The sequence below is a fragment of the Halorussus marinus genome (assembly GCF_004765795.1).
Classification (GTDB): Archaea; Halobacteriota; Halobacteria; order Halobacteriales; family Haladaptataceae; genus Halorussus; species Halorussus marinus.
Genome location: NZ_SBIV01000004.1, coordinates 305,557 through 330,757 on the forward strand (window position 1 = coordinate 305,557; position 25,201 = coordinate 330,757).

The 25,201-nt window shown below is 68.9% G+C and carries 23 protein-coding genes; 10 read left to right on the forward strand and 13 right to left on the reverse strand.

From position 1 onward, the window contains the following. A complete protein-coding gene (locus EPY72_RS10610; RefSeq protein WP_134671788.1) occupies positions 1–1,416 on the reverse strand; it encodes an ABC transporter substrate-binding protein in 1,416 nt (471 codons plus the stop codon). A 284-nt stretch (positions 1,417–1,700) separates the two neighbouring features. On the opposite strand from EPY72_RS10610, the gene EPY72_RS10615 reads away from it, so the two are divergent. Then, a complete protein-coding gene (locus tag EPY72_RS10615; RefSeq protein ID WP_135806390.1) occupies positions 1,701–2,906 on the forward strand; it encodes an MFS transporter in 1,206 nt (401 codons plus the stop codon). A 60-nt stretch (positions 2,907–2,966) separates the two neighbouring features. Here the strand turns inward: EPY72_RS10615 and EPY72_RS10620 are convergent, their stop codons facing one another. Beyond that, a complete protein-coding gene (locus EPY72_RS10620) occupies positions 2,967–4,109 on the reverse strand; it encodes a C45 family autoproteolytic acyltransferase/hydrolase (RefSeq protein ID WP_168216024.1) in 1,143 nt (380 codons plus the stop codon). 257 nt (positions 4,110–4,366) lie between these two features. Between EPY72_RS10620 and EPY72_RS10625 the strand changes: the two genes are divergently transcribed. Both EPY72_RS10625 and EPY72_RS10630 read left to right on the forward strand, forming a co-directional pair. After that, on the forward strand, positions 4,367–5,266 hold the full coding sequence (locus tag EPY72_RS10625; RefSeq protein WP_135806392.1) for a DUF3100 domain-containing protein: 900 nt from the start codon (positions 4,367–4,369) through the stop codon (positions 5,264–5,266). 26 nt (positions 5,267–5,292) lie between these two features. Next, positions 5,293–5,751, forward strand: a complete 459-nt coding sequence (locus EPY72_RS10630; protein ID WP_134671815.1) for a hypothetical protein — start codon at positions 5,293–5,295, stop codon at positions 5,749–5,751. Positions 5,752–5,788: 37 nt separating this feature from the next. On the opposite strand, the gene EPY72_RS10635 is transcribed toward EPY72_RS10630, so the two are convergent. The 4 genes from EPY72_RS10635 to EPY72_RS10650 all read right to left on the reverse strand — a co-directional run bounded on the left by EPY72_RS10635 (position 5,789) and on the right by EPY72_RS10650 (position 10,041). Then, positions 5,789–6,847: a dipeptide epimerase gene (locus EPY72_RS10635; protein WP_135806393.1), complete on the reverse strand. Its 1,059-nt coding sequence runs from the start codon at positions 6,845–6,847 to the stop codon at positions 5,789–5,791. Continuing rightward, complete coding sequence (locus EPY72_RS10640; RefSeq protein WP_135806394.1) at positions 6,844–7,932, reverse strand: DUF1611 domain-containing protein; 1,089 nt, start codon at positions 7,930–7,932, stop codon at positions 6,844–6,846. The genes EPY72_RS10635 and EPY72_RS10640 overlap by 4 nt, the downstream gene beginning before the upstream one ends. Positions 7,933–8,018: 86 nt before the next feature. Next, entirely contained in the window at positions 8,019–9,251 is a 1,233-nt protein-coding gene (locus EPY72_RS10645) for a YkvI family membrane protein (RefSeq protein ID WP_135806395.1), read from the reverse strand. Positions 9,252–9,312: 61 nt separating this feature from the next. Next, positions 9,313–10,041, reverse strand: coding sequence for a helix-turn-helix domain-containing protein (locus EPY72_RS10650; RefSeq protein WP_134671781.1), 729 nt, complete (start codon positions 10,039–10,041; stop codon positions 9,313–9,315). Between the two features lie 224 nt (positions 10,042–10,265). On the opposite strand from EPY72_RS10650, the gene EPY72_RS10655 reads away from it, so the two are divergent. The 6 genes from EPY72_RS10655 to EPY72_RS10680 all read left to right on the forward strand — a co-directional run bounded on the left by EPY72_RS10655 (position 10,266) and on the right by EPY72_RS10680 (position 16,985). Continuing rightward, positions 10,266–11,867, forward strand: a complete 1,602-nt coding sequence (locus EPY72_RS10655) for an ABC transporter substrate-binding protein (protein WP_167599480.1) — start codon at positions 10,266–10,268, stop codon at positions 11,865–11,867. 21 nt (positions 11,868–11,888) lie between these two features. After that, positions 11,889–12,839 (forward strand): ABC transporter permease, encoded by a 951-nt coding sequence (locus EPY72_RS10660; protein ID WP_209019627.1) that lies wholly within the window; start codon positions 11,889–11,891, stop codon positions 12,837–12,839. Positions 12,840–12,842: 3 nt separating this feature from the next. Continuing rightward, on the forward strand, positions 12,843–13,760 hold the full coding sequence (locus EPY72_RS10665) for an ABC transporter permease (protein WP_134671779.1): 918 nt from the start codon (positions 12,843–12,845) through the stop codon (positions 13,758–13,760). Between the two features lies 1 nt (position 13,761). Beyond that, positions 13,762–14,850, forward strand: a complete 1,089-nt coding sequence (locus tag EPY72_RS10670; RefSeq protein ID WP_135806396.1) for an ABC transporter ATP-binding protein — start codon at positions 13,762–13,764, stop codon at positions 14,848–14,850. Beyond that, positions 14,847–15,908 carry an ABC transporter ATP-binding protein gene (locus tag EPY72_RS10675; protein WP_134671777.1) on the forward strand — a complete coding sequence of 354 codons (1,062 nt, stop codon included), beginning with the start codon at positions 14,847–14,849 and terminating at the stop codon, positions 15,906–15,908. Before EPY72_RS10670 ends, EPY72_RS10675 begins: the two co-directional genes overlap by 4 nt. Positions 15,909–15,971: 63 nt before the next feature. Continuing rightward, on the forward strand, positions 15,972–16,985 hold the full coding sequence (locus EPY72_RS10680) for a dipeptidase (protein WP_135806397.1): 1,014 nt from the start codon (positions 15,972–15,974) through the stop codon (positions 16,983–16,985). A gap of 17 nt (positions 16,986–17,002) precedes the next feature. Here EPY72_RS10680 and EPY72_RS10685 read toward each other — a convergent pair whose 3' ends face one another. From EPY72_RS10685 to EPY72_RS10695, 3 genes are all read right to left on the reverse strand, one after another. Continuing rightward, a complete protein-coding gene (locus EPY72_RS10685; RefSeq protein WP_135806398.1) occupies positions 17,003–17,833 on the reverse strand; it encodes a VOC family protein in 831 nt (276 codons plus the stop codon). Beyond that, entirely contained in the window at positions 17,830–18,354 is a 525-nt protein-coding gene (locus EPY72_RS10690; RefSeq protein WP_134671774.1) for an Lrp/AsnC family transcriptional regulator, read from the reverse strand. The genes EPY72_RS10685 and EPY72_RS10690 overlap by 4 nt, the downstream gene beginning before the upstream one ends. Before the next feature lie 123 nt (positions 18,355–18,477). Further along, positions 18,478–19,818, reverse strand: coding sequence for an aminotransferase family protein (locus EPY72_RS10695; protein ID WP_135806399.1), 1,341 nt, complete (start codon positions 19,816–19,818; stop codon positions 18,478–18,480). A gap of 170 nt (positions 19,819–19,988) precedes the next feature. Between EPY72_RS10695 and EPY72_RS10700 the strand changes: the two genes are divergently transcribed. Beyond that, complete coding sequence (locus tag EPY72_RS10700) at positions 19,989–21,464, forward strand: CoA-acylating methylmalonate-semialdehyde dehydrogenase (protein WP_135806400.1); 1,476 nt, start codon at positions 19,989–19,991, stop codon at positions 21,462–21,464. A gap of 87 nt (positions 21,465–21,551) precedes the next feature. Here EPY72_RS10700 and EPY72_RS10705 read toward each other — a convergent pair whose 3' ends face one another. From EPY72_RS10705 to EPY72_RS10720, 4 genes are all read right to left on the reverse strand, one after another. Beyond that, the gene (locus EPY72_RS10705) at positions 21,552–21,800 is read right to left on the reverse strand and encodes a hypothetical protein (protein WP_134671771.1); all 249 of its coding nucleotides are present in this window, start codon (positions 21,798–21,800) and stop codon (positions 21,552–21,554) included. A gap of 82 nt (positions 21,801–21,882) precedes the next feature. Next, positions 21,883–23,145 (reverse strand): ArgE/DapE family deacylase, encoded by a 1,263-nt coding sequence (locus EPY72_RS10710; RefSeq protein ID WP_135806401.1) that lies wholly within the window; start codon positions 23,143–23,145, stop codon positions 21,883–21,885. Next, positions 23,145–23,897, reverse strand: a complete 753-nt coding sequence (locus tag EPY72_RS10715) for an SDR family oxidoreductase (protein WP_135806402.1) — start codon at positions 23,895–23,897, stop codon at positions 23,145–23,147. The genes EPY72_RS10710 and EPY72_RS10715 overlap by 1 nt, the downstream gene beginning before the upstream one ends. Positions 23,898–24,052: 155 nt before the next feature. Continuing rightward, a complete protein-coding gene (locus EPY72_RS10720; protein ID WP_135806434.1) occupies positions 24,053–25,201 on the reverse strand; it encodes a M20 family metallopeptidase in 1,149 nt (382 codons plus the stop codon).

The window sequence follows — 25,201 nt, forward strand, 5'->3', positions numbered from 1 at the left end:
TTAGCTCCCTTTGCTCTCGATGTAGTCCTGGAGGGCGGCGTCGGCCTCCGTCTTCATCTGACCGAGCTTCTCGTCGACGCCGACATCGGAGTTGATCATGCTGATGTAGCCGTCCTGGATGATGTCCCGGACCTTCGAGGCCGGGCCGGCCTGCCAGCCCTGCGTGGCGGTGGTCGTCTCGGTCTCTTTGAGCTGGTCGAACGCGGTCCGGAAGTTGGGGTTGTCGTCGAACCAGCCGTCGTCGTCTAACTGCTCGACCGCGCTGTCGCTGATCGGGAAGTAGCCGGTGTTGCGGTGCCAGAACGCCTGCTGTTCGGCCTCCGCCAGCCAGAGGAGGAAGTCGGTGACCGCCTCCTTCTTGGCGTCGGAGAGCCCGCGGGTCATCCACAGCGACGCCCCGCCGATGACGACGCCGGTCCGGGTGTCGCCCGGCGTCGGGAAGTACGCCGTCCCGAGTTCGAACCCGTTGTCCGCCGCGCCCTCGGTCGCCGCGGCGACGCCCGCGGTCGAGGAGATCCACATCGCGGTTTTGCCGTTGAGGAACGCCTGCTGGGCGGCGTCCCACGCGCCCTTCCCGGCGTGGTTGTACAGCCCGTCGTCGTACATGTCGGCCCACCACCCGAAGATCCGGTCGGCGGTGTCGGTGTCGAGGTTGATCTCGGTCGGGTCGTCCGCCCGGCCGTTCTCCTCGTTCACGAGCGGGACGCCGGCCTCCGCGAACCACTGCTCGGGGAACCACGAGACGTTGGCGAAGGTGATCCCCTGCTCGGCGACCCCCTGATCGACGACGGTCTCGCTCGCCGCCCGGATGCCCTCGAACGTGGTCGGCGGCGACTCGGGATCGAGCCCGGCCTCCGCGAACTTGTCCTTGTTGTAGTAGAAGATCGGCGTCGAGGAGTTGAACGGCAGCGAGTACACCGTGTCGTCGAACGAGTAGTAGTTGATCACCGGGTCCTGGAAGTCCGACCAGTCGATCCGGTCGCTCGGGAGCGCCTCCTCCATCGGCTCGAACGCCCCGCTGTCGATCGCGAGTCGACACCCGAGGTCGACGATCTGTGCGAGGTCCGGCGCCTCGCCCGCCCCGATCGCGGAGGTGACCGCGTTGAGCGTCTCGGTGTAACTGCCCTTGTAGCTCGTCTCGACGGTCACTCCGTCGGACTGCTCGTTGAAGTCCTCGGCGAGCGCATCGACCGTCTCGCCGAGGTTGCCCCCCATCGCGTGCCACCACTCGATCGTCGTCTCGCCACTGCTCGTGTCACTCGCACTCGACTCCGAACTGCCCCCGGAGTCGTTCGAGCCGCCGGAGCCGATCGAGAGGGTCCCCAGACAGCCCGCGGTCGCGATGGCGCCCGCGGTGATACCGGTCGTTTTCAGGAAGCGACGCCTGTTCTCGGACGAGTCGTTTGGACTGACCACACGCTCATGTTCGCGAATCGGTATTTAAAGGATTATAATAGGTCTATGTGGCCGTACGGCGGCCACGAGACGGTCAACAGTCGTCGAGAGCGGACCGGAACGCTATATTGAGATAAGAGCGGTCCGTAACGCTCCCGACCGGTGGGCGTCCCTCGCCCCGGGCGTCCCGGCGACGCCCCGACCGAACTCGCACCGCGTCCGGCCGTCGAATCCGTCCGATCGGGGCGAGACGAAGTCGGTAGGATAAGGTGGCCCGAATCGCATCTCGGAGACGGACCCTCCAGATGAGTACCGACGCGACCGCGACCGCCGAGTCGTCGATCCCGTGGCGTTCGAGCACGCTGTACGTCATCCTGTCGAGTTCGCTCATCGGCGTGATGGGCGTCTCGTTGCTCAGTCCGGTGCTCCCGTCGCTCCGATCCGTGTTCGCGATCTCGGACTCGCAGGTCGGGCTCGTCATCACCGCCTACACCCTGCCGGGTATCTTCCTGACGCCGTTCATGGGACTTGTCGCCGACCGGCTCGGCCGGCGGCAGGTCATCATCCCGCTCCTGTTTCTGTTCGGGGCGGCGGGCGCGGGCATCTCGCTGTCGAGCAGTTTCGCCGAGGTGCTCGCCCTGCGCTTTCTCCAGGGGATCGGCGCCAGCGCGCTCGTCACGCTCGCGGTCACGCTCATCGGGGACTTCTACGAGGGCGGACGACGGAACGCGATCATGGGGCTCAACGGGAGCATGGTCGGGGCGGGCGCCGCGGTCTACCCCCTGATCGGCGGGGCGCTCGCGGGCATCCGGTGGAACGTCCCGTTCCTCTTTTTCGGGACCGCGATCCTCGTCGGACTCGCGGCGGTGTTTGTCCTCGACGAGCCCGAACAGGGCGAGCCGACCGGCGTGCCCGAGTATCTCCGCCGGATGCGGGACGTGATCGTCCTCCCCGAGGCGCTGGCGATCTTCGCGGTCATCCTGGTCGTCTTTTTCGTCTTCTACGGCGCGGTCCTCACCGCCCTGCCGCTCCTGTTGAGCGACGAGTTCGGGCTCGGCTCCGGACAGATCGGCCCGATCCTCGCGATGGTGTCGCTCGCGAGCGCGACCGTCTCCTCCCAGTACGGGCGGGTCTCCCAGTGGCGGACCGCCCCGGAACTGCTCGCGCTCGGGTTCGTGGCCTACGGGACGAGCCTGCTCGGAGTCTGGCTCGCGCCCTCGCCGATCTTCGTCGGCGCGGCGCTGCTCGCGTTCGGCGTCGGCTTCGGCGTCGTGATGCCGTCGATCGACACCACGGTGGTCACGCTCGTGTCGGGGGACCTCCGGGCGGGGATGATGGGGATGCGGACCAGCATGCTCCGGCTCGGCCAGACGCTGGGACCGATCGCGTTCACGTTCGTCGCCGACACCGCGTTCGCCTCGTCGCTGACGGGTTACCGGACGCTGTTGCTCGTCGCGGGCTGTGTCGTCGCCGCCGCCGGGAGCGTCGGGTACGCGCTGTTGCGGCGCTGAGACGTCGGCGCCGTCTCGACTCGCCCGACTCCGCCCCGGCCACCGCGAGTATCGAACCCTTCAGAGCGCGTACTCGTGGTACTCGCCCTCGCAGGGCGGGCCGCGCTGGCCCAGCAGTCGCCGGCCGGCGAGGTCGATCACGAAGCTCGCGTTCGTCTGGCCGTACTCGACCGCCGGCACCGACTCGTCGACGTGACTGCAGATGCTCGACGGCCGCCCGAAGTGGTCCCGGAGCGCCGCCTGCACGTCGGCCGGCTCGATCCCCTCCTCGGCCTCGGCGGCGAGCAGTCGACGAAGCCGTGGCCCGCGATACAGCGTGCTCGGGCTCCGGCGCTCGTTGATGCTCTCGACGGCGTCGGTCTCGAAGTGGTTGGCGTGGGTGAGGACGCCGTCCTCGGGGTAGATCGTGTTGACGAGGTCCGGGGCGGCCTCGAGGTCGATCACCTCGCCGTCGGCGTGGCCCACTAAGACGTTCGCCGAGCAGACCCGGTCGGTCTCGACGATCGGCCGGAGGGCGTCGTCGAACCGCTCGGCGTCGAGCACCTCGCGGAACCGGACGTGGTAGGGCTTGCGGAGCGCGTTCGTCCCGTCGCCGTCCGAGATGAGGCCGTTGACCGCGAGGCCGATGCCGTGTTCGTTGACGCCGATCTTCCCGCCGACGATGCCGGCCTCGGTCATCGCGAGCAGATCGGGGGCGTCGTCGCGGCGCAGTTCCATCAGAAAGAGGTTGTCCGCGACCGACGCGAGCCAGTCCCAGTTCTGGCCGACGTAGGTCCCCCCGTCGGCGGTCGCCGGCGGGGCCACCCCGAAGCTCGTACAGCCGTCGACGGGCGATTCGCCCGATCGGCCGGCCCGCTCGTCGCCGTCGGTCGCCGCCTCGGTCTGGTCTTTCCACGCGGGGTAGATCACCTCCCAGCGGACGTTCAGCATCGCCACGTCGGCCAGCGGGACGCCGCTTCCCTCGGCGACGCCGCGCATCTCCTCGGCGTAGCCGGGGTTCTCGCGCTCGATGACGTCGACGTACTCGGCGGCGTGGTCCCGGATCGCGTCGAGGTCGACGCCCTCGTGGGCGAACCGTTCGCGGTACAGTTCGACGTTCGACGCGACGGCGTCGGCGAACCGCTCGCCGTGTTCGCGCCCGCGCTCGGCCGGCGACCCGGACAGCACCACCCGCTCGAACCCGTCTGTGGGACTCGTTGACATCGTACGTTCGGTGTTCGACGCGCCGGGCCATAAGAATACGTCTCGAAGCAGTCCGCGGGGGTTTTTCGGCGCGGTCGCCTCGAAGTCCGGATTCGCGGGTCGGCGCCGCCGGTCGGCGAATCGCCAGACGCTCTGGCCGATTTCTACTGGCGTCGGGCGAACTGCCACCTCCATCGGACGAACGACCGGCAACGAATCAGCATCTTTATGCGACGGTCCTGTGCACCCTCGGATGCACACTATTCGCGTGCGATACAATGCCAAGTGAAGACTCGGAGAGCCGCTGGGCACCCATCCGCACCGCAGGTCGGGTCACTGCCCACGCCAAGACGCATCTCACGGTCCTGCTCATCGTCGTCGGGGCCGAACTGATCGGCACCCAGACGTTCGCCGTCGGGCCCGGACAGGTCGTCCTGTTGCCGATGCTGTTCGCCGTCGTCGTCGGCGTCCTCGTCAGCTACAGCGTCCTCGGTCAGTACGTCGCGCCGCTCCGGAAGATCGTCACCGAGGAGGTGAGCCGGATCAGTAGCCCGATGCTCGTGATCGCGCTCATGCCGCTGGGCGTGAAGTACGGCATGATGGTCGGCCCCTCGTTCAGCGAACTGGTTCAGGCCGGTCCGGCGTTCGTCCTCCAGGAGTTCGGGAATCTCGGGACGATACTCATCGCGCTCCCGTTCGCGCTCGTGCTCGGCCTGAAGCGGGAGGCCATCGGCGGGGCGGTCAGCATCGCCCGCGAGCCGACCCTCGGCGTCATCACCGACAAGTACGGCATCGAGTCCCCGGAGGGCCGGGGCGTCCTCGGGACGTACCTGACCGGGACGGTACTCGGCACCGTCTTTTTCGGCCTGCTCGGGGGCTTTGCGCCCGCGACCGGACTCCACCCGCTCGCGCTCTCGATGGCCTGCGGGATGGGTAGTGCGAGCATGATGACCGCGTGTTCGTCGTCGCTGGCCGAGGCCGTCTCGGCCGTCCCCGAGGACCAACTGCTGTCGTTCGCCGCCACGAGCAACCTCCTCACCGGCGTCACCGGTCTGTACATGGTGCTTTTCATCGGCCTGCCGGTCATCACGCGGCTGTACGGCGTCCTCGAACCAGTCATCGGTCGAGGCGACCCGGAGCCGGACGCCGACGCCGTCCGAGACGCGGGGGGTGACTGAGCGTGTCGAACGCCTCCCGATCCGCGATGGAACTGCCCGAATTCAGCGTCGAGTCGCTCAAGATGCTTCTCGTCGTCGGCGCGCTCACGCTGACCGCGAACTGGGTCGGCTACGGCATCAGCCCGCTCGACGCCGCCCCGGGCATCGGGCTCGTCGTCGCGATCGGATTCGTCTCGCTCGTGCTCGGACGCGTGCTCCCGCTCGACCTCCCGTCGTTCGCCTACGCGATGGTGATCGCGTTCCTGCTCGCGATCCCGTTCTCGCCGGTCCAAGGACAGGTGCTCGCGATGACCGAGCAGATCGACTTCCTGGCGACCACGACGCCGATCCTCGCGTACGCCGGTCTCTCGATCGGGCTCCAGACCACTCGGATGAAGGAAGTCAGCTGGAAGCTCGTGTTGGTCGCCGTGCTGGTCTTCTTCGGCACCTACTTCGGCTCGGCGCTCATCTCCCACCTCGTTCTGGCGGCCCAGGGGATCATCTGACCGACTCGTCCCCCGTCGGGCAGTCGTCCGGAACCGGCTACTCGGGCGGCGTCACGCCGTGACCCGGCCCCGAGATGCGGTGGGTCGGGCCGCCGCCGTCGTCGTCGATGACGTCCTCGGCGAGCAGTCGGTTCCCGTCGAGGTCGACGTACGAGAAGGCGCCGGTGCCGGCGACGAGGTGGGCGCTCGCGTGGATGCCGACCGCGCTCTCGAGCATACAGCCGACCATCAGTTCGAGGTCGGCCCCCCGCGCGATCGCGGCGATGTCGGCGACCGCCAGCGGCCCGGACTTCCCGAGTTTGGCGTTGATCACGTCGGCGGCCTCCTCGCGCACGATCCGGACGGCATCGGCGGGCGTGAACACCGCCTCGTCGGCCGCGACCGGCACGTCGACGAGGTCGCGCGCGGTCGCGAGCCCGGCGACGTCGGCGGCCGGTACGGGCTGTTCGATCAGGTCGAGGCCGACGCCGCGCTCGCCGACCGCGTCGGCGAACCGGGCGGTCTCCTTGGGCGTCCAGCCCTGATTGGCGTCGACCTTGAGGGCGGCGTCGGGCGCCGCCTCGGCCACCGCCGCGACGCGCTCGACGTCGGCCGACACCTCTGTGCCGGTCTTGATCTTGAGGTGGCGATAGCCCGTCTCGACCGCCCGGCTCGCCCGCTCGGCCGCGGTCCCGGGGTCGACGATCGGGATCGTCACGTCGGTCTCGACCGGCTCTGGGGGCCCGCCGAACAGCTCCGAGAGCGCGAGCGAGCGCTCCCGACAGTAGGCGTCGAGGATCGCGGTCTCGACCGCGAACAGCGCCGACGCCATCCCGGGAAACGCCGAGCGCACCTCGCCGACCAGCCCGCGGTAGTCGGCGACCTCCCGGCCCTCGATCACCTCGGCGGCCGCCCGGGCGGTTTCGAGCGCGGCCGCCCGGGTCTCGCCCGTCACCGGCGGGATCGGCGATCCCTCGCCGTAGCCGGTCGCGCCCGACTCGGTCTCGACGGTCACGAGGAGGTTCGACGCCTCGCGTTGGGTGCCAAGCGCGATCTCGAACGGCTCTTCGAGCGGGAGGTCGAGCGGTCGGACCGACACCGATTCGATCTCGCTCACCGCCCGGTCACCCCCGATTCGTCCGCGGCCGGGGCGTCGGCGTCGAGGCGCTCGCGGACAGCCGCGAGGAGCTCCTCGGGGCCGCCGTCGTCGTAGACGTTCGCCGCGGGGAGCCCGAGGCGCTCGCGCTCGGTCGCCGCGTCGCCCCACGTCGAGACGCCGGCCACCGCGGCGTCCGAGAGGTCCTCGATCAGCCGGCGCTCGTGGTCGACGCCGTCGATCCGGAACGACTCGAAGTGGGTCCGGTCGGTCCGGTCGGGGTCGTCGGCGAGCACGACCGCGTCGGGCCACGCGCCGTGGAGGATCGAGAGGGTCACCCCCGAGTAGGCGCGGTGGGTCAGCGACGCCTGCCCCTCGACGAACACCAGATCGTGGTCGGCGCCCACCGCTTTCACCATGTCCTCGACGACGCCGGCGGTGAAGTCGGCCGGGACGCGGTCGATCACCGCGCCCTCGTGGGCGCCCACCATGATGCCGGTCTGGCCGGTCGCGACCCACCCGGCGTCGAGGCCCGCCTCGCGGGCCGCCCGGTAGAGTTCGAAGGTGGTCGTCCGCTTGCCGACCGCGCAGTCGGTCCCGAGAGTCAGCACCACGTCGGCCTCGACCGCGTCGACCGATCCGTCGCCGACCCGGAGGTCGGCCTCGCCCGGCGGCTTTCGCACGTCGAACAGCCGCGCGCCGTGCTCGTCGGCGAGCGCGCGCCAGCGCTCGCGCTCGGAGAGAAAGACGTGGAGCCCGGAGACCACGTCACACCCCGCCCGGATCGCGTCCTCGATGTCCGACACCCACGCGTCGGGGAGGTCCCCGCCAGCGGGCGCGACGCCGATGACGAGCGCCTCGGCCTCGGGGGCCGCTTCGAGCGCGTCCGCGACCGTCTCGACGATCGGGACGTCCGGCGCGTCGGAGTTCGAGAGCACGTCGGTCGGCGACTCCCCGGCGGTGTCGGCGTCGACGACCGCCCGCGCGTCGAACACGTCGCTGTGGAGCACGACCCCGTTCGCGGTCTTCCCGCCCGTCTTCCCGAACTCCCCCTCGGCGAGGACGATCGCGGGCGCCGGCACGTCGAACTGGTCTCGGAGATTCATCGTGTCCGAGCATCGGTGGTCGGCCCCCTAAACGTCTCACCCTTTCATAGAAGGGTCCGACCGAGCGAGACCGGCTCGCCCGGCGCTCAGTCGTCCGACCGGGCCGTGCCGGCGGCCACCTCGCCGGTTCCCAGCACGCTCGATCCCCAGTCGGGGTTCCGGATGCGGAGCACCCCGACGGTGAGCAGGGGGACCGCGAACAGCGCGATGAAGAGGTACGCCATCGTGGTGTACCCCTGTGCGACCAGCGCGACGATGCCGACCCGCGACAGCACCAGCGCCCCGACGAGGACGGCGACCGCCAGCCCGCCGCGCTGGAGCTTCGAGAGCCCGGTCTGGCCGTCGAGCGGGCCGACGGCCACGTCCGCGATGTTCTCGTCGAGGCGATCGACCAGCGCGTGGATGAGCCCGACGCTGGTCTCGATCAGCGTCCACCCCATCACGACCCCGTAGAACGCGATCAGGCCGGGGCCGCCGACGCGTTCGAGCACCGGTAGCCACGGGACGGCGGCGCCCATCACGCCCTCCGCGGGGTAAAAGCCCATGAACGAGACGTACGTCAGCGCGAACGGGATCGTCATCAGCGCGCCCGCGAGCACCCCGGAGACGACCGACTCCCGCCGGCTCGTCTGACGGTCGAGCGCGAAGAACACCGCCGGGAAGACCACGAGGTTGTAACCCACGTAGAGGATCCCCGACTGCAGGACCGACAGCGCGTCGGCCTCGCCGACGTAGGAGGTGTCGCCCGCCGCGAACACCGCGGTGACGTCGCCCCACGTCTGGGACAGCACCAGCGCGCCGAACACGAGGTAGGCCAGATAGAGGAACGCCGTCCCGCCGGTCTTGAACCGCTCGATGAGCGACTCGCCGGCGTAGCTGAGCACCCCGACCACCGCGACGACCGCGCTGACCCCCGCGAGGTAGGGGACGCCGATCGTCTGCTCCATGATGTTGCCCGCCGCCGACGCCATGATCGCGATCACCAGCACCGCCATCACGACGAACAGCAGGTCGAACGCCGGCCACAACCGACCGATGAGCTGTCTGATAAAGCGCTTGTAGTCGTACGCGCCGAAGGTCCTCGCGACCTCGAAGGTGAGCACGGCCATCACCGTGAACCCGATCCAGATGCCGACCACGGCGAGCCAGCCCGCCGCGCCGTACTTCGCGCCGTAGGTCACGATCTCCCGGCCGGTGGCGTACCCGCCGCCGATGAGCACCGACTGGAGGATTATCGCCGGGAGGACGATCGTCCCGAACGGGCCGCTTGCGAGTCGCTCGAACAGTCCCGCGTCGTCCCCACTGGTACCAGTTGACATATTACACGAGAGAACTACCAACGGAGCCGCATATAGATGCGACCTACCATAGAAGGGCCGGTCACTCCGGGTCGAGTAGTTTCGCCTCGGCCTTCCGGAGGTGTTCGAGCACCGTGGGCTTGGTCACGTCGAGTTCGGCCGCGAGGTCGGTCGCCGACGTCTCTCGGGGCCACTCGTAGTAGCCCCGACGCCGGGCGAGTTCGAATATCTCGCGCTGGCGCTCGGAGAGTCGGTCGCCCGCCGCCGCGGCGGTCGGCTCGGCGTCGGGCGATTTCATCCCCTGAACGGTGATCTCGGCGTCCATCTCGCGGCGGATCTCGTCGAGGCGGGTCTCGATCGTCGACCGCGAGGCGGTGACGATGACGGTCCAGTACTCGTAGCCGTCACGAATCCGGATCTCCTCGTCGGGGAGGAACCCCCGCGAGAGGAACGCGTCGTGGATGCTGTTTTCGGGCTCGTAGCGCACCAGAAGCTCCTCGGTCACGTTGCCGGCCGCCTCGGTGCGGAGGCTCGGATTGAAGTAGGTCTGTACCCGCTCGACCCGGTGGGTCAGCGCCGACTCGTCGATCGCGGCGACGAGCGCGTCGATCCGGGCGTTGCGATCGGCGTGGGCCGTCATCCGGGCGTTGACCAGCCCGTCGAACTCGTGGACGCTGTGGGCGATCAGCCCCGCGTCGACCGCCGCCGTCGTCCGGAGGGTCCAGCAGTTCGGGTGCCAGATCTTCAGGGTGAACTGCGTGGGCTGTCGGCTCTCCCCTGTGCGGGGGCCCTCTCCGGTAACCTCTCCCATAGCGTTGACCAGCGCGAGCCCACAATTAAGCGTTGCGCCGGACGACCGACGCCGACGCGGCCGCGTCGAGTTCCTTTCACCGTCCGGGACGGAGTATCACGCGAGCCCGGGGATAAGTCTTAGACCGCCGCCGGTAATACTCCCCGCGAGGTCCCGAAAGTGAAACGTCGGCTCCGCCGTCGATTTACCCGTAGTTTTAACAGGAGATGTGTGGAGTGGTACCTATGCACGAAATGGGAGAGTACGACCGTCGTGCATGTCTCAGAGCAATCGGCGCTGCTGGGGCAGTCGGGGTGACGGGAATCGCCGGGGTGTCGGGGAACGGTGGGGCGACAAACGACGCGGCAAGGGCGACTCAGGACGGGAGCCAGCTCTCGTACGCGCTCCAGGAGTCGATCGTGGCGATGGACTTCGCGCTCGCGTACGACTTTACGACCAACAAGGTGACCAACAACGTCTGGGACACGCTGGTCACCTACACCTACGACGACCCGCCGGAGCTCACGAACTGGCTGGCGTCGAACGTCGAGACCGAGGGCGACACCTCCTACGTGTACGAACTCCGGGACGCGACGTTCCACAACGGCGAGCCGGTCACGGCGGGCGACGTGAAGGCGAGCTTCGAGCGGATACGGAACCCGGACGTCGCCTCGCCGCTCTCATGGGCGCTCGAGAACGTCCAGGAGGGCGACGACGGCATCGAGGTCGTCGACGAGCGGACCGTCCGATTCAACCTCGCCGAGCAGTCTGCGGTCTGGCGGTACATGCCCGGGTTCGTGGGGATCGGGCCGGCCTCGGCGATGGACGAACACGGCGTCGACTTCGGGCGGAACCCGGGGACGACCGTCGGTAGCGGGCCGTTCGCGGTCGAGTCGTGGAGCCAGGGCAACCAGATCGAGCTCGTCCGCCACGACGACTACTGGAACGACGACCTCCCGATGGCCGACGGGATCACGTTCAGCATCGTGCCCGAGGGCTCCTCACGGGTGACCGGTCTCAGCACGGGCGAACACGACGTCGTGGGGAACCTGCCGCCCCAGCAGTGGCAGCAGGTGTCGAACATGGGCAACGCCCGCATCGACCGGGGGACGACGTTCCTCGAGTACAAGCTCTCGATGCAGAACCAGCGCGAGCCCTGGCAGTCGGACAAACAGCTCCGACAGGCGCTCGCGTACGCCACCAACTGGGACCAGATAATCGAGAACGTCTACTTCGGGACGGCGGTCCGCCAGCAGGGGCCGCTCCCCCAGAACATGCGGTGGCACAACGACGAGCTCGACCTGTACGGCCACGACCCCGAGCGGGCCCAGGAGCTCTACGACCAGAGCGGCGGGATCGACCGGCCGATCGAGTTCATCGCCACGCAGGGCACGCAGGCCCGAGTCGCGGTCATCGTCCAAGAGCAGTGGCGCGACGCGCTCGGGGTGGAGGTCAACGTCAACCAGATGCCCTACGAGCAGCTGCTCCCGCGCATCGAGAACGGGGAGTACGACATCCAGTACGACGGGTGGGGCTCGGACTACCCGGATCCGGACGGACAGCTGTACTCGCAGTACAACTCCGAGTTCTGGCCGCCGAACAACAACGAGTCGTGGTACGAGAACGGCGAGGTCGACGACCTGCTCGAACAGGCCCGGACCACGACCGACGAGGCCGAACGCGAGGAGCTGTACAAGCGGATTCAGGAGATCGTCCACGACGACGTGCCGGCCATCTGGGGCGTGCTCGTCGAGCAGGGGTTCGGGGTCAACGAGTCGCTGTCGTTCCCCGAGGTGACGCCGATGTGGTACTGGCAGGACGTCGGCGCTCGGGTCGGTCCCCAGTAACCGCTCTCGGTTCGCTTCAGCATGGGTCTGGCACGCTACGTCCTGCGACGGCTCCTGTTGCTCGTTCCGGTCGTCATCGGCGCGACCTTGCTCATCTTCCTGATGCTCCACCTCGCGCCGGGCGACCCCGCGAGACTCATCCTCGGACAGCGCCGGGCGTCCGAGGAGACGATCCGCAACATCCGCCAGATCTTCCACCTCAACGAGCCGCTATGGAAGCAGTACCTGCTGTGGCTGTGGGACGCGCTCCACGGCGACCTCGGGCGGTCGTTCACGTTCCGCCGGCCCGTGACCGAGATGATCGTCGAGCGGTACCCGATCACGCTCCAGCTCGCGCTCTCGGGGTGGCTGATCTCGATGGCCGTCGGCATCCCGGCCGGTATCGTCAGCGCGGTCAAGCAGTACACGAAGGTCGACTACGTCACCACCATCGTCGCCCTCTCGGGCGTGTCGATGCCGGTCTTCTGGCAGGGGATCATGCTGATACTGCTGTTTTCGTACTTTTTGGGGTGGTTCCCGAGCTCGGGGTTCGCGGTCGACGGAACCGTCTTCGATCGGCTCCACCACCTCACGCTGCCGGCGATCGCGCTCGGGACCAGCATCACCGCGCTCACCGTCCGACTCACCCGATCGGCGATGCTCGACGTCCTCAATCAGGACTACATCAGGACGGCCCGCTCGAAGGGCGTCAGCGAGCGCGAGATCATCACCGGCCACGCGCTCCAAAACGCCTTCCTGCCGATCCTGACCGTCCTCGGCATGCAGTTGGGACTGCTGTTGGCGGGCAGCGTGCTGACCGAGACGGTGTTCGGGATCGGCGGCCTCGGGCGCCTGCTGATCCGCGCGGTCCACAAGTTCGACTACCCGACGGTGCAGGGACTGACGCTGGTGATCGTGACCGTGATGGTGTTCATGAACCTCCTCGTCGACGTCCTCTACACGTTCATCAATCCGAAGATCAGGTACGACTGAGCCATGGCCCAACAGACACAACCGGTCGAGTCAGCGGACACCGACGACGAATCGGCGCTCGGCGGCGTCCTCTCGGGGCGCCACCGACGGATCCTGTCGAGTCTCGCGCGCCACCGGGGCGGACTCGTCGGCGCCGCGACGCTGGTCGCGGTCGTCTTCGTCGCGGTCGCGGCGCCCGTGATCGCGCCCTACGACCCGCTCGAACAGTTCGTCGGGCCGGCGCTTGCCGGCCCGAGCACCGCCCACCTCCTCGGAACCGACATGTACGGCCGCGACGTGCTCTCGCGGATCGTGTTCGGCGCGCGCAACACCCTCCTGTTGGCGCTGATCGCGGTCGGCATCTCGTCGGTGCTGGGCACGATCATCGGCGCGGCCGCCGGCTTCTACGGCGGCTGGATCGACGAGGCGCTGATGCGGGGGATGGACGTCGTGTTCGCGTTCCCGTCGCTGATCCTCGCGATCGTGATGATGGCGACGTTCGGCATCAACATGTACAACGCCGCGTTCGCGGTCGCGGTCGTGTTCACCCCGCAGTTCGCGCGGGTCATCCGGTCGAACGCGCTGTCGCTCCGCGAGGAGGAGTTCATCAAGGCCGCCCGCACCTCCGGCGGGACCAGACGCTACATCCTTTTCAAGCACGTCATCCCGAACGGGATCTCGGAGCTGATCGTCCAGACGACGATCAACCTCGCGAGCGCGATCCTCATCATGAGCGGGCTCAACTTCCTCGGGCTGGGGATCCAGCCACCGAAGCCGTCGTGGGGGTACATGCTCGCGAACGGTCGGTCGTACCTGTTGCAGGCGCCGTGGATCTCGACGTTCCCGGGCGTGGCGATCATGATCGTGGTGCTCGCGGCCAACATCTTCGGCGACGGGCTACGGGACGCGCTGGACCCGCGGAACACGGAGCGGGTGCGATAGCATGACCGACGACCCGCCCCTGCTGGACGTCGAGGATCTGACCGTCCACTTCCACACCGAGCAGGGCACGGTCCGGGCCGTCGACGGGGTGTCGTTCCGGGTCGGCGAGCGCGAGGCGTTCGGGCTGGTCGGCGAGTCGGGCGCCGGCAAGAGCGTGACCGCGATGTCGATCCTGAAACTGATCCAGACGCCGCCGGGCGAGATCGTCGACGGGTCGGTCCGGTTCCGGGGCGAGGACGTCCTCTCGATGTCGGGTCCCGAACTCCAGCGCGTGCGGGGCAACGAGATCGGCATGATCTTCCAGGACCCCGAGCAGTCGCTCAATCCTGTCCACACGGTCGGCCGGCAGGTCGCCGAACCCGTCCGGATCCACCGCGACGTCTCGGACGAGGAGGCGTGGGACCGGGCGGTCGAGATGCTCGAACTGGTCGGGATTCCCGACCCCGGCGAGCGGGCGACCGAGTACCCCCACCAGTTCTCGGGCGGGATGCAACAGCGAGCGATGATCGCGATGGCGCTGGCGAACAACCCGTCGCTGCTGATCGCCGACGAGCCCACTACCTCCCTCGACGTGACCATCGAGGCCACCATCCTCGATCTGATCGACCGCCTTCAGGAGGACCACGACATGTCGGTGGTCCTGATCACCCACGACCTGAGCGTCATCTCGGAGGTGTGCGATCGCGTCGGGGTGATGTACGCGGGGCGGATGGCCGAGGTCGCTCCGGTCGAGCGCATCTACGACGCGCCCCGCCACCCCTACACGTACGGGCTGGTCAACAGCATCCCGAGCGCCCGCGAGAAGACCGACAGCCTCGCGAGCATCGAGGGCCAGATGCCGAGCGGCATCGACCCGCCGTCCGGGTGTCGGTTCCACCCGCGGTGTCCGGCCGCGATGGCCGACTGCGATCGGCACCACCCGGAGGAAGTCGAGCGAGACGGCGGCCGGGTCGCGTGTCACCTCTATCCCGAGCCCCGGGACGAACCGGGGAGCGCGGCCGAGGTCGACCCGGACCCAGAACTGATCGGGCGGCTGACCGGCGGGGACGACCGCGCGGCCGACCGCCGCCGAGGAGGTGCCGGCGAATGACCGTGACCGATCGGGAGCGCGACCGCGACCGAGAGGCCGCCGAGGACGCGCTGGTGAGCGTCCGAGGGCTCGAGAAGTACTACGAGAGCAATCAGGGGCTCGTCGATCGGCTCCTCGGGAACGTCCGTCGGGTCAAGGCGGTCGACGGCGTCTCGTTCGACATCCCGGCCGGCCAGACGATGGGGCTGGTCGGCGAGAGCGGGTGCGGGAAGACGACGCTGGGCGAGACCCTGTTGAAGCTCCACGACGCGACCGCGGGGGAGATCTACTACGACGGCCGGCCGATCACCGACCTCTCGGACGGGCAGTTCCGGCCGATGCGCGAGCAGATGCAGATGATCTTCCAGGACCCCCACTCGAACCTCGACTCCCGGATGGTGATCGGCGACATCATCACCGAGCCGATGAACGTGCTCGACGTCGGCGACAGGGCCGATCGGGAGGCCCGCGCCAAGGAACTGCTCGATCAGGTGGGTCTCGACCGGAGCTACTACGACCGCTACCCCCACGAGTTCTCGGGGGGACAGCGCCAGCGCGTCGGGATCGCCCGCGCGCTGAGCGTCGATCCCGACTTCGTGGTCTGTGACGAGCCCGTGAGCGCGCTCGACGTGAGCGTGCAGGCTCAGATCCTCGAACTCCTCGACGACCTCCAGGACGAGTACGGGCTCACCTACCTGTTCATCTCTCACGACCTCAGCGTCGTGCGGTACATCTGCGACCGGCTCGCGGTGATGTACCTCGGGAAGATCGTCGAGATCGGCGAGTCCGAGGACGTGTTCGAGAACCCACAGCACCCCTACACTCGGGCGCTGTTGTCGGCCGTTCCGGACCCGGACCCCGCGGTCGATCGGGACCGGATCTTCCTGGAGGGCGCGCCGCCGAGCCCCGAGAACCCGCCGGAGGGGTGTCGGTTCCAGACGCGGTGTCCCGAGAAGATCGGGCCGGTCTGCGAGGAGGCGCCGCCGGAGTTCTACGACATCGAGGACGGCCACCACTCGGCGTGTTACCTCCACGACGAGGCGGTCGACGAATCGCGCTCGGAGGCCGACGATGAGTAGGGCCGAGCGGCGTCCGGCGCGTTCGCGGACGCGAGCGCCCGCCGATCGAAGGGGGACGCGCCGATGAGCCGAGACCACAGATGCTTCGATCTCCACTCGGACATCCCCTACGCGGTGGTCCGGGAGCGGGCCGCGGGGCGCCGCCGGGTGATCGCCGACGAGTTCCGCCCCGAGATGGCGGCGGCCGGAATCGCGGGGCGAGTCGTCGCCGTCTACGTCGACGAGACGTACCTGCCCGAACTGGCGCTCCGACGGGCGCTCGGGGCGGTCGAGGCGATCCGCAAAGAGGTCGAGGAGACCGAGCAACTGTCGCTCGCGACGACCGCCGAAGGCCTCGACGCGGCGGCCGAGCGCGACCGCCACGCGCTCGTCCTCGGCATGGAGGGCGCCGAGGCGCTGAAGGGCGATCGCTCGATGCTCGATGCGTTCTACCGGCTCGGCCTGCGCGTGCTGACGCTGACTCACAGCCGGCGGAACGCGGCCGGCGACGGGAGCTTCTTCGCGCCGACGCGATCCGGGACGCCGGGCGGGCTCTCGGCGTTCGGCGTCGAGGTCGTCGAGCGAGCGGACGAACTGGGCGTCCTCGTCGACGTCTCGCACCTGAACGAGCCGGGGTTCTGGGACGTGTTGGAGTTCGCCGACGGGCCGGTGATCGCCTCCCACTCGAACTGCCGGGCGCTCCGGAACCACCCCCGGAACCTCACCGACGACCAGCTCGCGGCCGTCGCCGACGCGGGCGGGGTGGTCGGGCTCACCGCCGTCGGATGGTTTCTGGCCGCGCCGGGCGAGGGGTCGACGGTCGAGGACTACCTCGACCACGTCGAGCACGCCGTCGACGTCGTCGGCCCGGACCACGTCGGCGTCGGGTTCGACTTCGTGGAGTACCTCCGGCCGTTCCTCTCGGACGCCGAACGGGCGCGGCTCCCAGATCCGATGCCGGTCGAGGGCCTCCGGGGCGACGCCGACGTGGCCGACCTCGGCGCCCGACTCGCCGAGCGGGGGTTCGGCGACGACGCGGTCGCCCGGATCCTTAGGGACAACTCGGTGCGAGTCTTGCGGGCGGTCCTCGGCGAGTGAGCGTCGGACCCGAGTGACTACGTCCGTTCGACGACGCCGAGTCGCGATCCCAACATATCGCTGTCGAAAAACGCCACCCGGCCCTCGGGCCACGAGGTCGGCTCGCCGAGCGGGGCCGCCTCGCGGGCGGCCGTCAGGTCGTCGGTCGCGAGCAGACACGCACACGGGCCCGCCCCGAAGTCGGCCAGTCGGTCGTCGAGCCACGCCGTCCCGTCGGGGGCCGCGAGCGCCACCGGCCGGCCGGGGAACGACGCGACCGTCCCGAAGCCCGCGACCTGCTCGCGGATCGACCGGGGATAGCGATAGAGGTCCCGAAACGTCCGCTCGGCCGCGTCGAGGTCCGGGACCGCGAGCACGACCTGTCCGATTCCCGTCAGGGGGCCGCCCGCGACGCTGTCGCTCGGCGCGATCCGGGACGACAGCGGCGTCCGGTCCTCGATGGCGAACGGGAGCAGGCGGCGCTCGTCGGGCGCTCCGAACTCGGCGCGGTCCCACTCGACCAGCGTGCCGTCCTCGCGTTCGCGCGAGTCGGACAGCGGGCCCCGGATCGGCCGGCCCGCCTCGATCACGCGCTTGCACTCGGCCGCGACGTCGGGGACCCGGACGCACCACGCCGCCGGCCCCGCGTCGGCGCGGATGTGTCGCGGCCAGAAGTCGTGGTCGCCGGGTTCGCGCTCGGCGATGAGTTCGACGTACGATCGGTCGTCGAACCCGAGCACCGCCATGTGGGTGTGTCCGTTGTCGTGGACGCCGCCGTAGTCGGGCGCGAGTCCGAGCCGGTCGAACTCGGCGGTGATCTCCTCGAGGTCGTGCCACGCGAACGGGACGTGATCGAGCGTCCGGCTCATTGCGAGGACGGCTGGAGGACTGTCTCGCGGGCGTCGTCGGTGAGGTTGCCCGTGACCGAGGTCGGGCCGTCGAACTCGCGCATCACGAACCGCGACGACGTCTCGTTGACGCCCTCGAGCGCCACCATGCGCTCGACGAGGTCGTTGAGCTGTTCGCGGCTCTGGACCCGACTGATCACCACGAAGTCGACGTCGCCCATCGTGTAGAAGACCTGCTCGACGCCGTCGATGGCCGACAGCGACTCGCCGATATCCTCGGAGTACCCCTGCTCGTGGGTGACCGAGACGTCGGTGATCGACACCATCTCGAGCCCGAACGCCATGGGGTCGACGTCGGCGGTGACCCCCTGGATGACGCCGTTGTCCTTGAGCTTGTTCAGCCGGTAGTGGATGGCCGACTTCGAGAGGTCGAGTTCGTCGGCCAGCGTCTCTAAGCTGACGTCGAAGTCCGCCTCGACTCGCTCGAGGATGGCGAGATCCGTCTCGTCGAGATCGGGCGCCGCCCGGAGTGCGTCGTTCATGGGCGACAGTTAGAGGCGTTCGATCAAGAAAGCCCCGTTGTCGAGCGTCCGGCCCGGACGGACCGGCGCCGAGCCCGGCCGCGACGTGGGGCGGCGCGTGCGATCCCGTCGTCGTCGGGCCGGCTACCGATCCATCGCGTCGTCCGAGACGTCGAGGGCGGCGTCGAGCGCGTCGATCGCCTCGTCGATCTCGTCCTCGGTGATCGTGAGCGGCGGCGCGACGATCAGGGTGTTGATCATGTTCGCGACGTAGGTGCCGCGGTCGTACGCGGCCGCGGCGACCTCGTCGACGACCGTGGTCCCCTTGCTCACCTTGTCGGCGCGCTCGCCGAACGGGACCCGTTCGTCGGGGTCGCTCGTGAGTTCGATGCCCCGGAACAGCCCGACCCCGCGGGCCTCGCCCACGCTGGGGTGACGGTCGGCGAGGTCGTCGATCCGGTCGCCGAGGTACGCGCCGACCTCGCTCGCGCGCTCGATGAGGTTCTGCTCCTCGTAGGTCTCGACCGCCGCGAGGCCGGCCGCGACCGCCGCGGGGTGGCCCGAGTAGGTGTGGCCGTGACAGAGCATCTCGTCCTCGAAGTGGGCCGCGATCTCGTCGGTGACGATCGTCGCCCCGAGCGGCTGGTAGGCGCCGGTCAGCCCCTTCGCCATCGTCATGATGTCGGGTTCGACGCCGAACACGTCGGCGCCGAACCACTCGCCGGTGCGGCCGAACCCGCTCATCACCTCGTCGACGACGAGCAGGGCGCCGTGGTCGTGGGCGATCTCCTTGAGCCGGGGGAGGTACTCCTCGGGCGGCACCAGAATGCCGTTCGAGCCGACGATCGGTTCGACCAGGATCGCCGCGACCGTGTCGCCTTCGAGTTCGAGCATCTCGTCGATGTACTCGACGCTCTCCATCGGGTCGAGCGTCGAGCCGTAGGCGTAGGGGTCGGGCGCCTTGATCGTCCCCGGGATCCCGGGCTCGGAGGCGAGCCGGCGGGGGTCGCCGGTGACGCTGATCGAGCCGTAGGTGGCGCCGTGGTACGATCGGTACCGCGAGAGGATCTTCTGCTTGCCGGTGTAGAAGCGCGCGATCTTGATCGCGGCCTCGACCGCCTCGGTCCCGCTGGTCGAGAAGAACGTCTTCGAGAGGTCGCCGGGCGTGACCGCCGCGAGCTTCTCGCCGAGTTTCGCCCGGGCCTCGGTGGTGTAGCCCGGGGAGACGTACGCCGCGTCGGCGACCTGTTCGGCGATCGCGTCCTCGACCTTCTCGGCGGAGTGGCCGAGGTTCGAGCACATGAGCTGGCTCGAGAAGTCGATGAACTCCTCGCCGTCGGCGTCGGTGAACCGGACGCCCTCGGCGTGGGTCACTTCGGTCGGCCGGACCTCGCTCTGGAACGACCACGTTCCGAAGACGTGCTCGCGGTCGGTGGCTTCGACCTCGTTGAGACCGTCGGTCGGGGCGGGCTCTTGCTCTGACATCGTCGGATGAGAACTAGTGTCCCGATTTGATTAATCTTTGGATAGATCGAGATATGAAGTACAATTTCCCACGAATCAATCTCCGAGAGGTATTTCGTCCGTCCGAGTCCGCTCAGAGCGGACGCTGTCGGGAAGACTTATTGGGGAGAAGCGAGAGCCATCAACGTACGATGTCACTAGATACCACCCCACCGTGGGACGACGTACAGAACTACGTCGACGGCGAGTGGCGACGACCGTCGAACGACGGCCAAGACGTGGTCGACCCGGCGACCGGCGAGACGCTCGCCCGGGTCGGCTTCAGCTCCGGCGACGACGTCGACGCCGCCGTCGACGCCGGCCGGGAGGCGTTCGAATCGTGGCAGTCGACGCCGGTCGAAGAGCGCATCCAGCCGCTGTTCGCGCTCAAAGAACTGCTCGAAGCCCACCAGGACGAGCTCGCGGAGGTGCTGGTCCGCGAGCACGGCAAGACGTTCCCGGAGGCGAAAGGCGAGCTCCGACGGGGCATCGAGAACGTCGAGGTCGCCTGCGGGGTCCCGTCGATGATGCAGGCCGGCCACCTCCCGAACGCCGCGCCCGGCATCGACGAGACCGCGGTCCGCAAGCCGCTTGGCGTGTTCGCGGCGATCACGCCGTTCAACTTCCCCGGCATGATTCCGCTGTGGTTCCTGCCGTACGCGGTCGCGACCGGCAACGCGTTCGTGCTCAAGCCAAGCGAGCAGGATCCGGTCGTCGCCCAGCGGCTGTTCGAGCTGATCGACGAGGCGGGGTTCCCCGACGGCGTCGTCCAGCTCGTCCACGGGAGCGTCGACACGGTGAACGCGCTGCTCGACCACGACGGCATCGAGGGCGCGTCGTTCGTCGGGTCGACGCCGGTCGCCGAGCACGTCTACGAGCGGGCCGCCGCGAGCGGTAAGCGCGTCCAGGCCCAGGGCGGCGCGAAAAACCACATCGTCGTGACCGAGACCGCCGACCTCGACTTCGCGGCGAAGAAGACCGTCTCCTCGGCGTGTGCGTGCGGCGGCGAGCGCTGTCTCGCCAACGACGTGGTGGTCGTCGAGGAAGGCGTCTACGAGGAGTTCGTCGACCGGGTGCTCGAAGAGGCGCGGGCCCAGACGGTCGGCTACGGGCTCGACGACGACACCGACATCGGCGCGCTCATCACGCCCGACCACGAGGCGCGGGTCCGAGACCTGATCGCGACCGGCGTCGACGAGGGCGCCGATCTCCTGCTCGACGGCCGAGACGTCGAAGTCGAGGGCTACGAGGGGGGCAACTTCCTCGGGCCGACCGTGTTCGGCGACGTCGACCCCGAGATGACGATCGCCCGCGAGGAGATCTTCGGCCCCGTGATGGGGCTGATGGCGGTCGAGGACGTCGACGAGGCGATCGAGGTGCTCAACCGTAGCGACTTCGGGAACGCCGCGAGCCTCTTCACCGCCAGCGGGGCCGACGCCAAGAAGGTCCGCCACGAGGCCGACGTCGGGAACCTCGGGGTCAACGCCGGCACCGCCGCGCCGATGGCGTTCTTCCACTTCGGCGGCCGGAAGGACTCGTTCTTCGGCGACCTCCACGCGCAGGGCGAAGACATGATCCATTTCTACACCGACAAGACCGTCTACATCGAGCGGTGGCCCGACGCGTGAGCCCGTAGACCGGCGATCGCCGGGTCGGTGCCGATTCGGGTCGGTTTTTCAGAACCGCGGCCGAGACGAGTGGGCGGTAGCGCGGTTCTATCTCTCGTCCTGTTTCCCCTCGCGATAGCCGCCCACTCCCGCCTCTATCGTCGTTTTGAGGATTCGGAAGCCCCCGACGAGCACTCTCGTGAGGAGGATCCCTCCGCCAACGACGACCAGACCCCGCGAGAGTCCGACGCCTCCGAGCGAGAACGTTTCGGGAGCGAGTACTCCGAGGACGAACAGGGCCAACCCGACCCAGAACGCTTCGTCCCGCTGGGAGAGCGCCGTGAGCGTTTCCGCCATGCAGTGAGAGAGCTGTTATGTAAATAAGTATTTTACTCCGGGGGAACGCCCACACCCGCGTTCCGACCGATTCGGGCGGCGGTCACTCGGTCGCGCCCATCAGGTCGGCGGTCGAGGCCGCCATCACCTTCGCCGCGGTGACGATCTCCTCGACGGGGACGTGCTCGTCGACGACGTGGGCCTGTTCGAGCAGTCCCGGCCCGTAGACGATACACTCCTCGATGCCCGCGTCGTTGACCACGAACCGCTGGTCGTCCGACCCCGGCGAGACGACCGGGTCGGTGTCCTCGTAGAAGTCCAGAATGTTCTCGGTGTACGTCTGACTCGCGGTGCAGTCGGCGGGCACGCTCGCGGGCTCGGCGAACATGATCTCGTCGTACTCGAACCGCTCGCCGGTCTCGGCCTCGGAGGCGGCCAGCAGGTCCCGGATCTCTTCGCGGGCGCTCTCGACGGTCTCGCCCGGCACGAGCACGCGGTAGAAGGTGGCCTTACACCGGTCCGGGACGACGTTCTCCGAGTAGCCGGCGTCGAGCATCGTCGCCGAGATGTCCGCGCGCCGGGACTCGGGCGGCGTGACCGGGAGGTCGGTGGTACGCTCGTGGAGGTCGTCCTCGTACTCGTCGACGCGGGCGAGGAACTCGTGCATCGCTCCGATGGCGTTCGCCCCGTCGTGGGCCATACAGCCGTGGGCCTTCGACCCGTGGGCGGTGACGCGAAACTTCAGGACGCCGCGGTGGCCCAGACAGACCCGCGAGGAGTCGAAACACTCGGTGTAGACGCAGTAGTCGGTGTTCGACGCGGCGACGTACCCCTCCTCGACCAGATAGCCGAGGCCGGTGAACCCGCCGGTCTCCTCGTCGACGGTCATGCTCTGGGTGACCGACCCCCGGAGGTCGACGCCCGCGGCTTCGAGCGCGTCGATCGCGAACAGGCTGGCGACGATGCCCGCCTTCATGTCGCTGGTCCCGCGCCCGTAGACCCGGCCGTCCTCGACGACCGGATCGTAGGGGTCGTACCGCCAGTCCTCGCCCGCGGGGACGACGTCGAAGTGGCCCGTGAAGTGGACGTCGGGACCCGACGACGCGCCCTCCTTGCGCCCGAGGACGTTCACGCGCTCGTGGTCGGTCCGGTCCGGATAGTGCTCGGCGACGACCGCCTCGGGCACCTCGACGGTCTCGACCTCGTAGCCGCGCTCGGCCAACGCCGCCCCGAGGAACGACGCGCCCTCGCGGTAGTTGCGCCCCGGCGGGTTCTCGGTCTCGATCGCGACGAACTCCCGGAGGAACTCGACCAGCTCCGATCGCCGATCGTCGACCGCGGCGTGGATCTCGGCCTTCGAGACCATCAGACGTCCCTCCCGCCGTCGACTTCGAGCGCGGTGCCGGTCACCATCGCGGCCTCGTCGCTCGCGAGGAACGCCGCCGCGTGGGCGACGTCCTCGGGGTCGGCCAGTCGCCCGAGCGGGATGGTCTCGCGCATCGAGTCGACGCTCAGATCGCCGGCCGCGAACGCCGGGAGCATCTCGGTGTCGGTCGCCACCGGGCAGACGGCGTTGACCCGGATGTCGTCGTCGGCCAGTTCGTGGGCCAACTGCTTGGTCAGCGTGATCATCCCGCCCTTCGAGGCGCAGTAGGCCGAGAGCCCGGTCCGCGGGCGGATCCCCGCCGTCGAGGCCGTGTTGAGGATGACGCCGCCGCCCTGCTCGCGCATGTGGGGGACCGCGTGTTTCGCCCCGAGGAACGCGCTCTTGAGGTTCACGTCCTGAACGCGGTCCCACGTCGCTTCGGTCACGTCCTCGACGGGCGTCGACTCCTGGGGGACGCCCGCGTTGTTGTGGAGGACGTCGAGTCGGCCGAACGCTCCGACGGTTCGGTCGACGAACGCCGCGACGTCGTCGGGGTCCGAGACGTCCGCGGTCACCGGTATCGCCGAGCCGTCGGCGGCGTCGTCGATCGCTTCGGCGGCTTCGGTCGCCGCCTCGCCGTCGACGTCGACGACCGCCACGTCCGCGCCGCGCTCGGCGAACAGCCGCGCGGTCGCTCGACCCATCCCGGATCCGGCTCCCGTGATCGCCGCGACCTTGCCATCAACTGTCATGAGGTCGGATTGAGTACGCGCGAGTATCAAAGTTCCGAACGGAGTCAAAATAGACTCGATATAGATCGGATAACGGAGCGATTCGAGCGAGATGAGAGAACACAGTTCACTTACTCTCTCACTCTCAGAGCGGGGCGAAACCCCGACCGGCGGCGTTACTCGTCGAGGAGCGTTCCAAGCGCGTCTTCGAGCGCTCGCAGGCCCGCGGTCGCGTCGGCCAGTTCGACGTGCTCGTCGTAGGTGTGGGCCTGCGCGAGGTCGCCCGGTCCCCAGGTGATCGCCTCGATGCTCGCGTCGTTGACGAAGTTCCGCACGTCGGTCGAGGCCTTCACGCCCCACGGGTCGGTCGGGACGTCGGCGCGCTCGGCCGACGCCTCCCGAAAGACGTCCGCGAGCCGGCTGTCCGGGTCGATCGCGGCCGACTCGTAGGTCCGAGTCCGGCGCCACGACGTCTCGACGCCGTGGTCGGCCTCGACCTCCGCGAGCAGGTCGTCGATCTCGGCGTCGACCTGGTCGGCCGACTCGTCGGGGAGGAACCGCCGATCGACGGTGATGACGGCGTCCTCGGGCACGACGTTCTCCTTGGTGCCGGCCTCGATCTGGGTGACGGTGGCGTGAGCCCGTCCGACGAGGTCGTCTTCGCGCTCGCCGATCCGGTCGTCGTAGGCTTCGAGCGCCGCCAGCACCGGTCGGGCGTTCGAGATGGCGTTGTCGCCCTGTGTCGGCCGGCTGGCGTGGGAGGGCTCGCCGGCGACCGTGATCTCGTACCACGCCAGCCCCTTCTCGCTGGTCGCGGTCCGCATCCCGGTCGGTTCGAGGACGACCCCGTAGTCGCCGTCGTGGCCGCGTTCGAGGAGCGTCTTCGTGCCGGGCTCGGCCGTCTCCTCGCCGATCACGGCCTGAAACGCGAGCGAGCCTCCGAGCTCGCCGGACTCGATCGGCGCTTTCAGATCCGCGAGCGCTTTCATTCCGACCGCGACGCCGGTCTTCATGTCGGCGCTCCCCCGGCCGTACAGCCGGCCGTCTTCGACCTCGGCGCCGTAGGGCGGCCGCGACCACTCCTCGCGGTCGCCCGCCGGCACCACGTCGATGTGGCCGTTGAGCACCACGGTCGGGTCGCCCTCGCCGACGCGGGCCGCGACCTGCGGGCGGTCCTCGTAGGGCTCTGAGACCAGTTCGGCGTCGACGCCGCGGTCGGTCAGCCACTCGTGGACGTACTCGGCGGCTCGGCGCTCGTTGCCGGGCGGGTTCTCGGTCTCGCGCGATACCAGTTCTGCGATGATCTCGGTCAGCTCCGCGTCGAT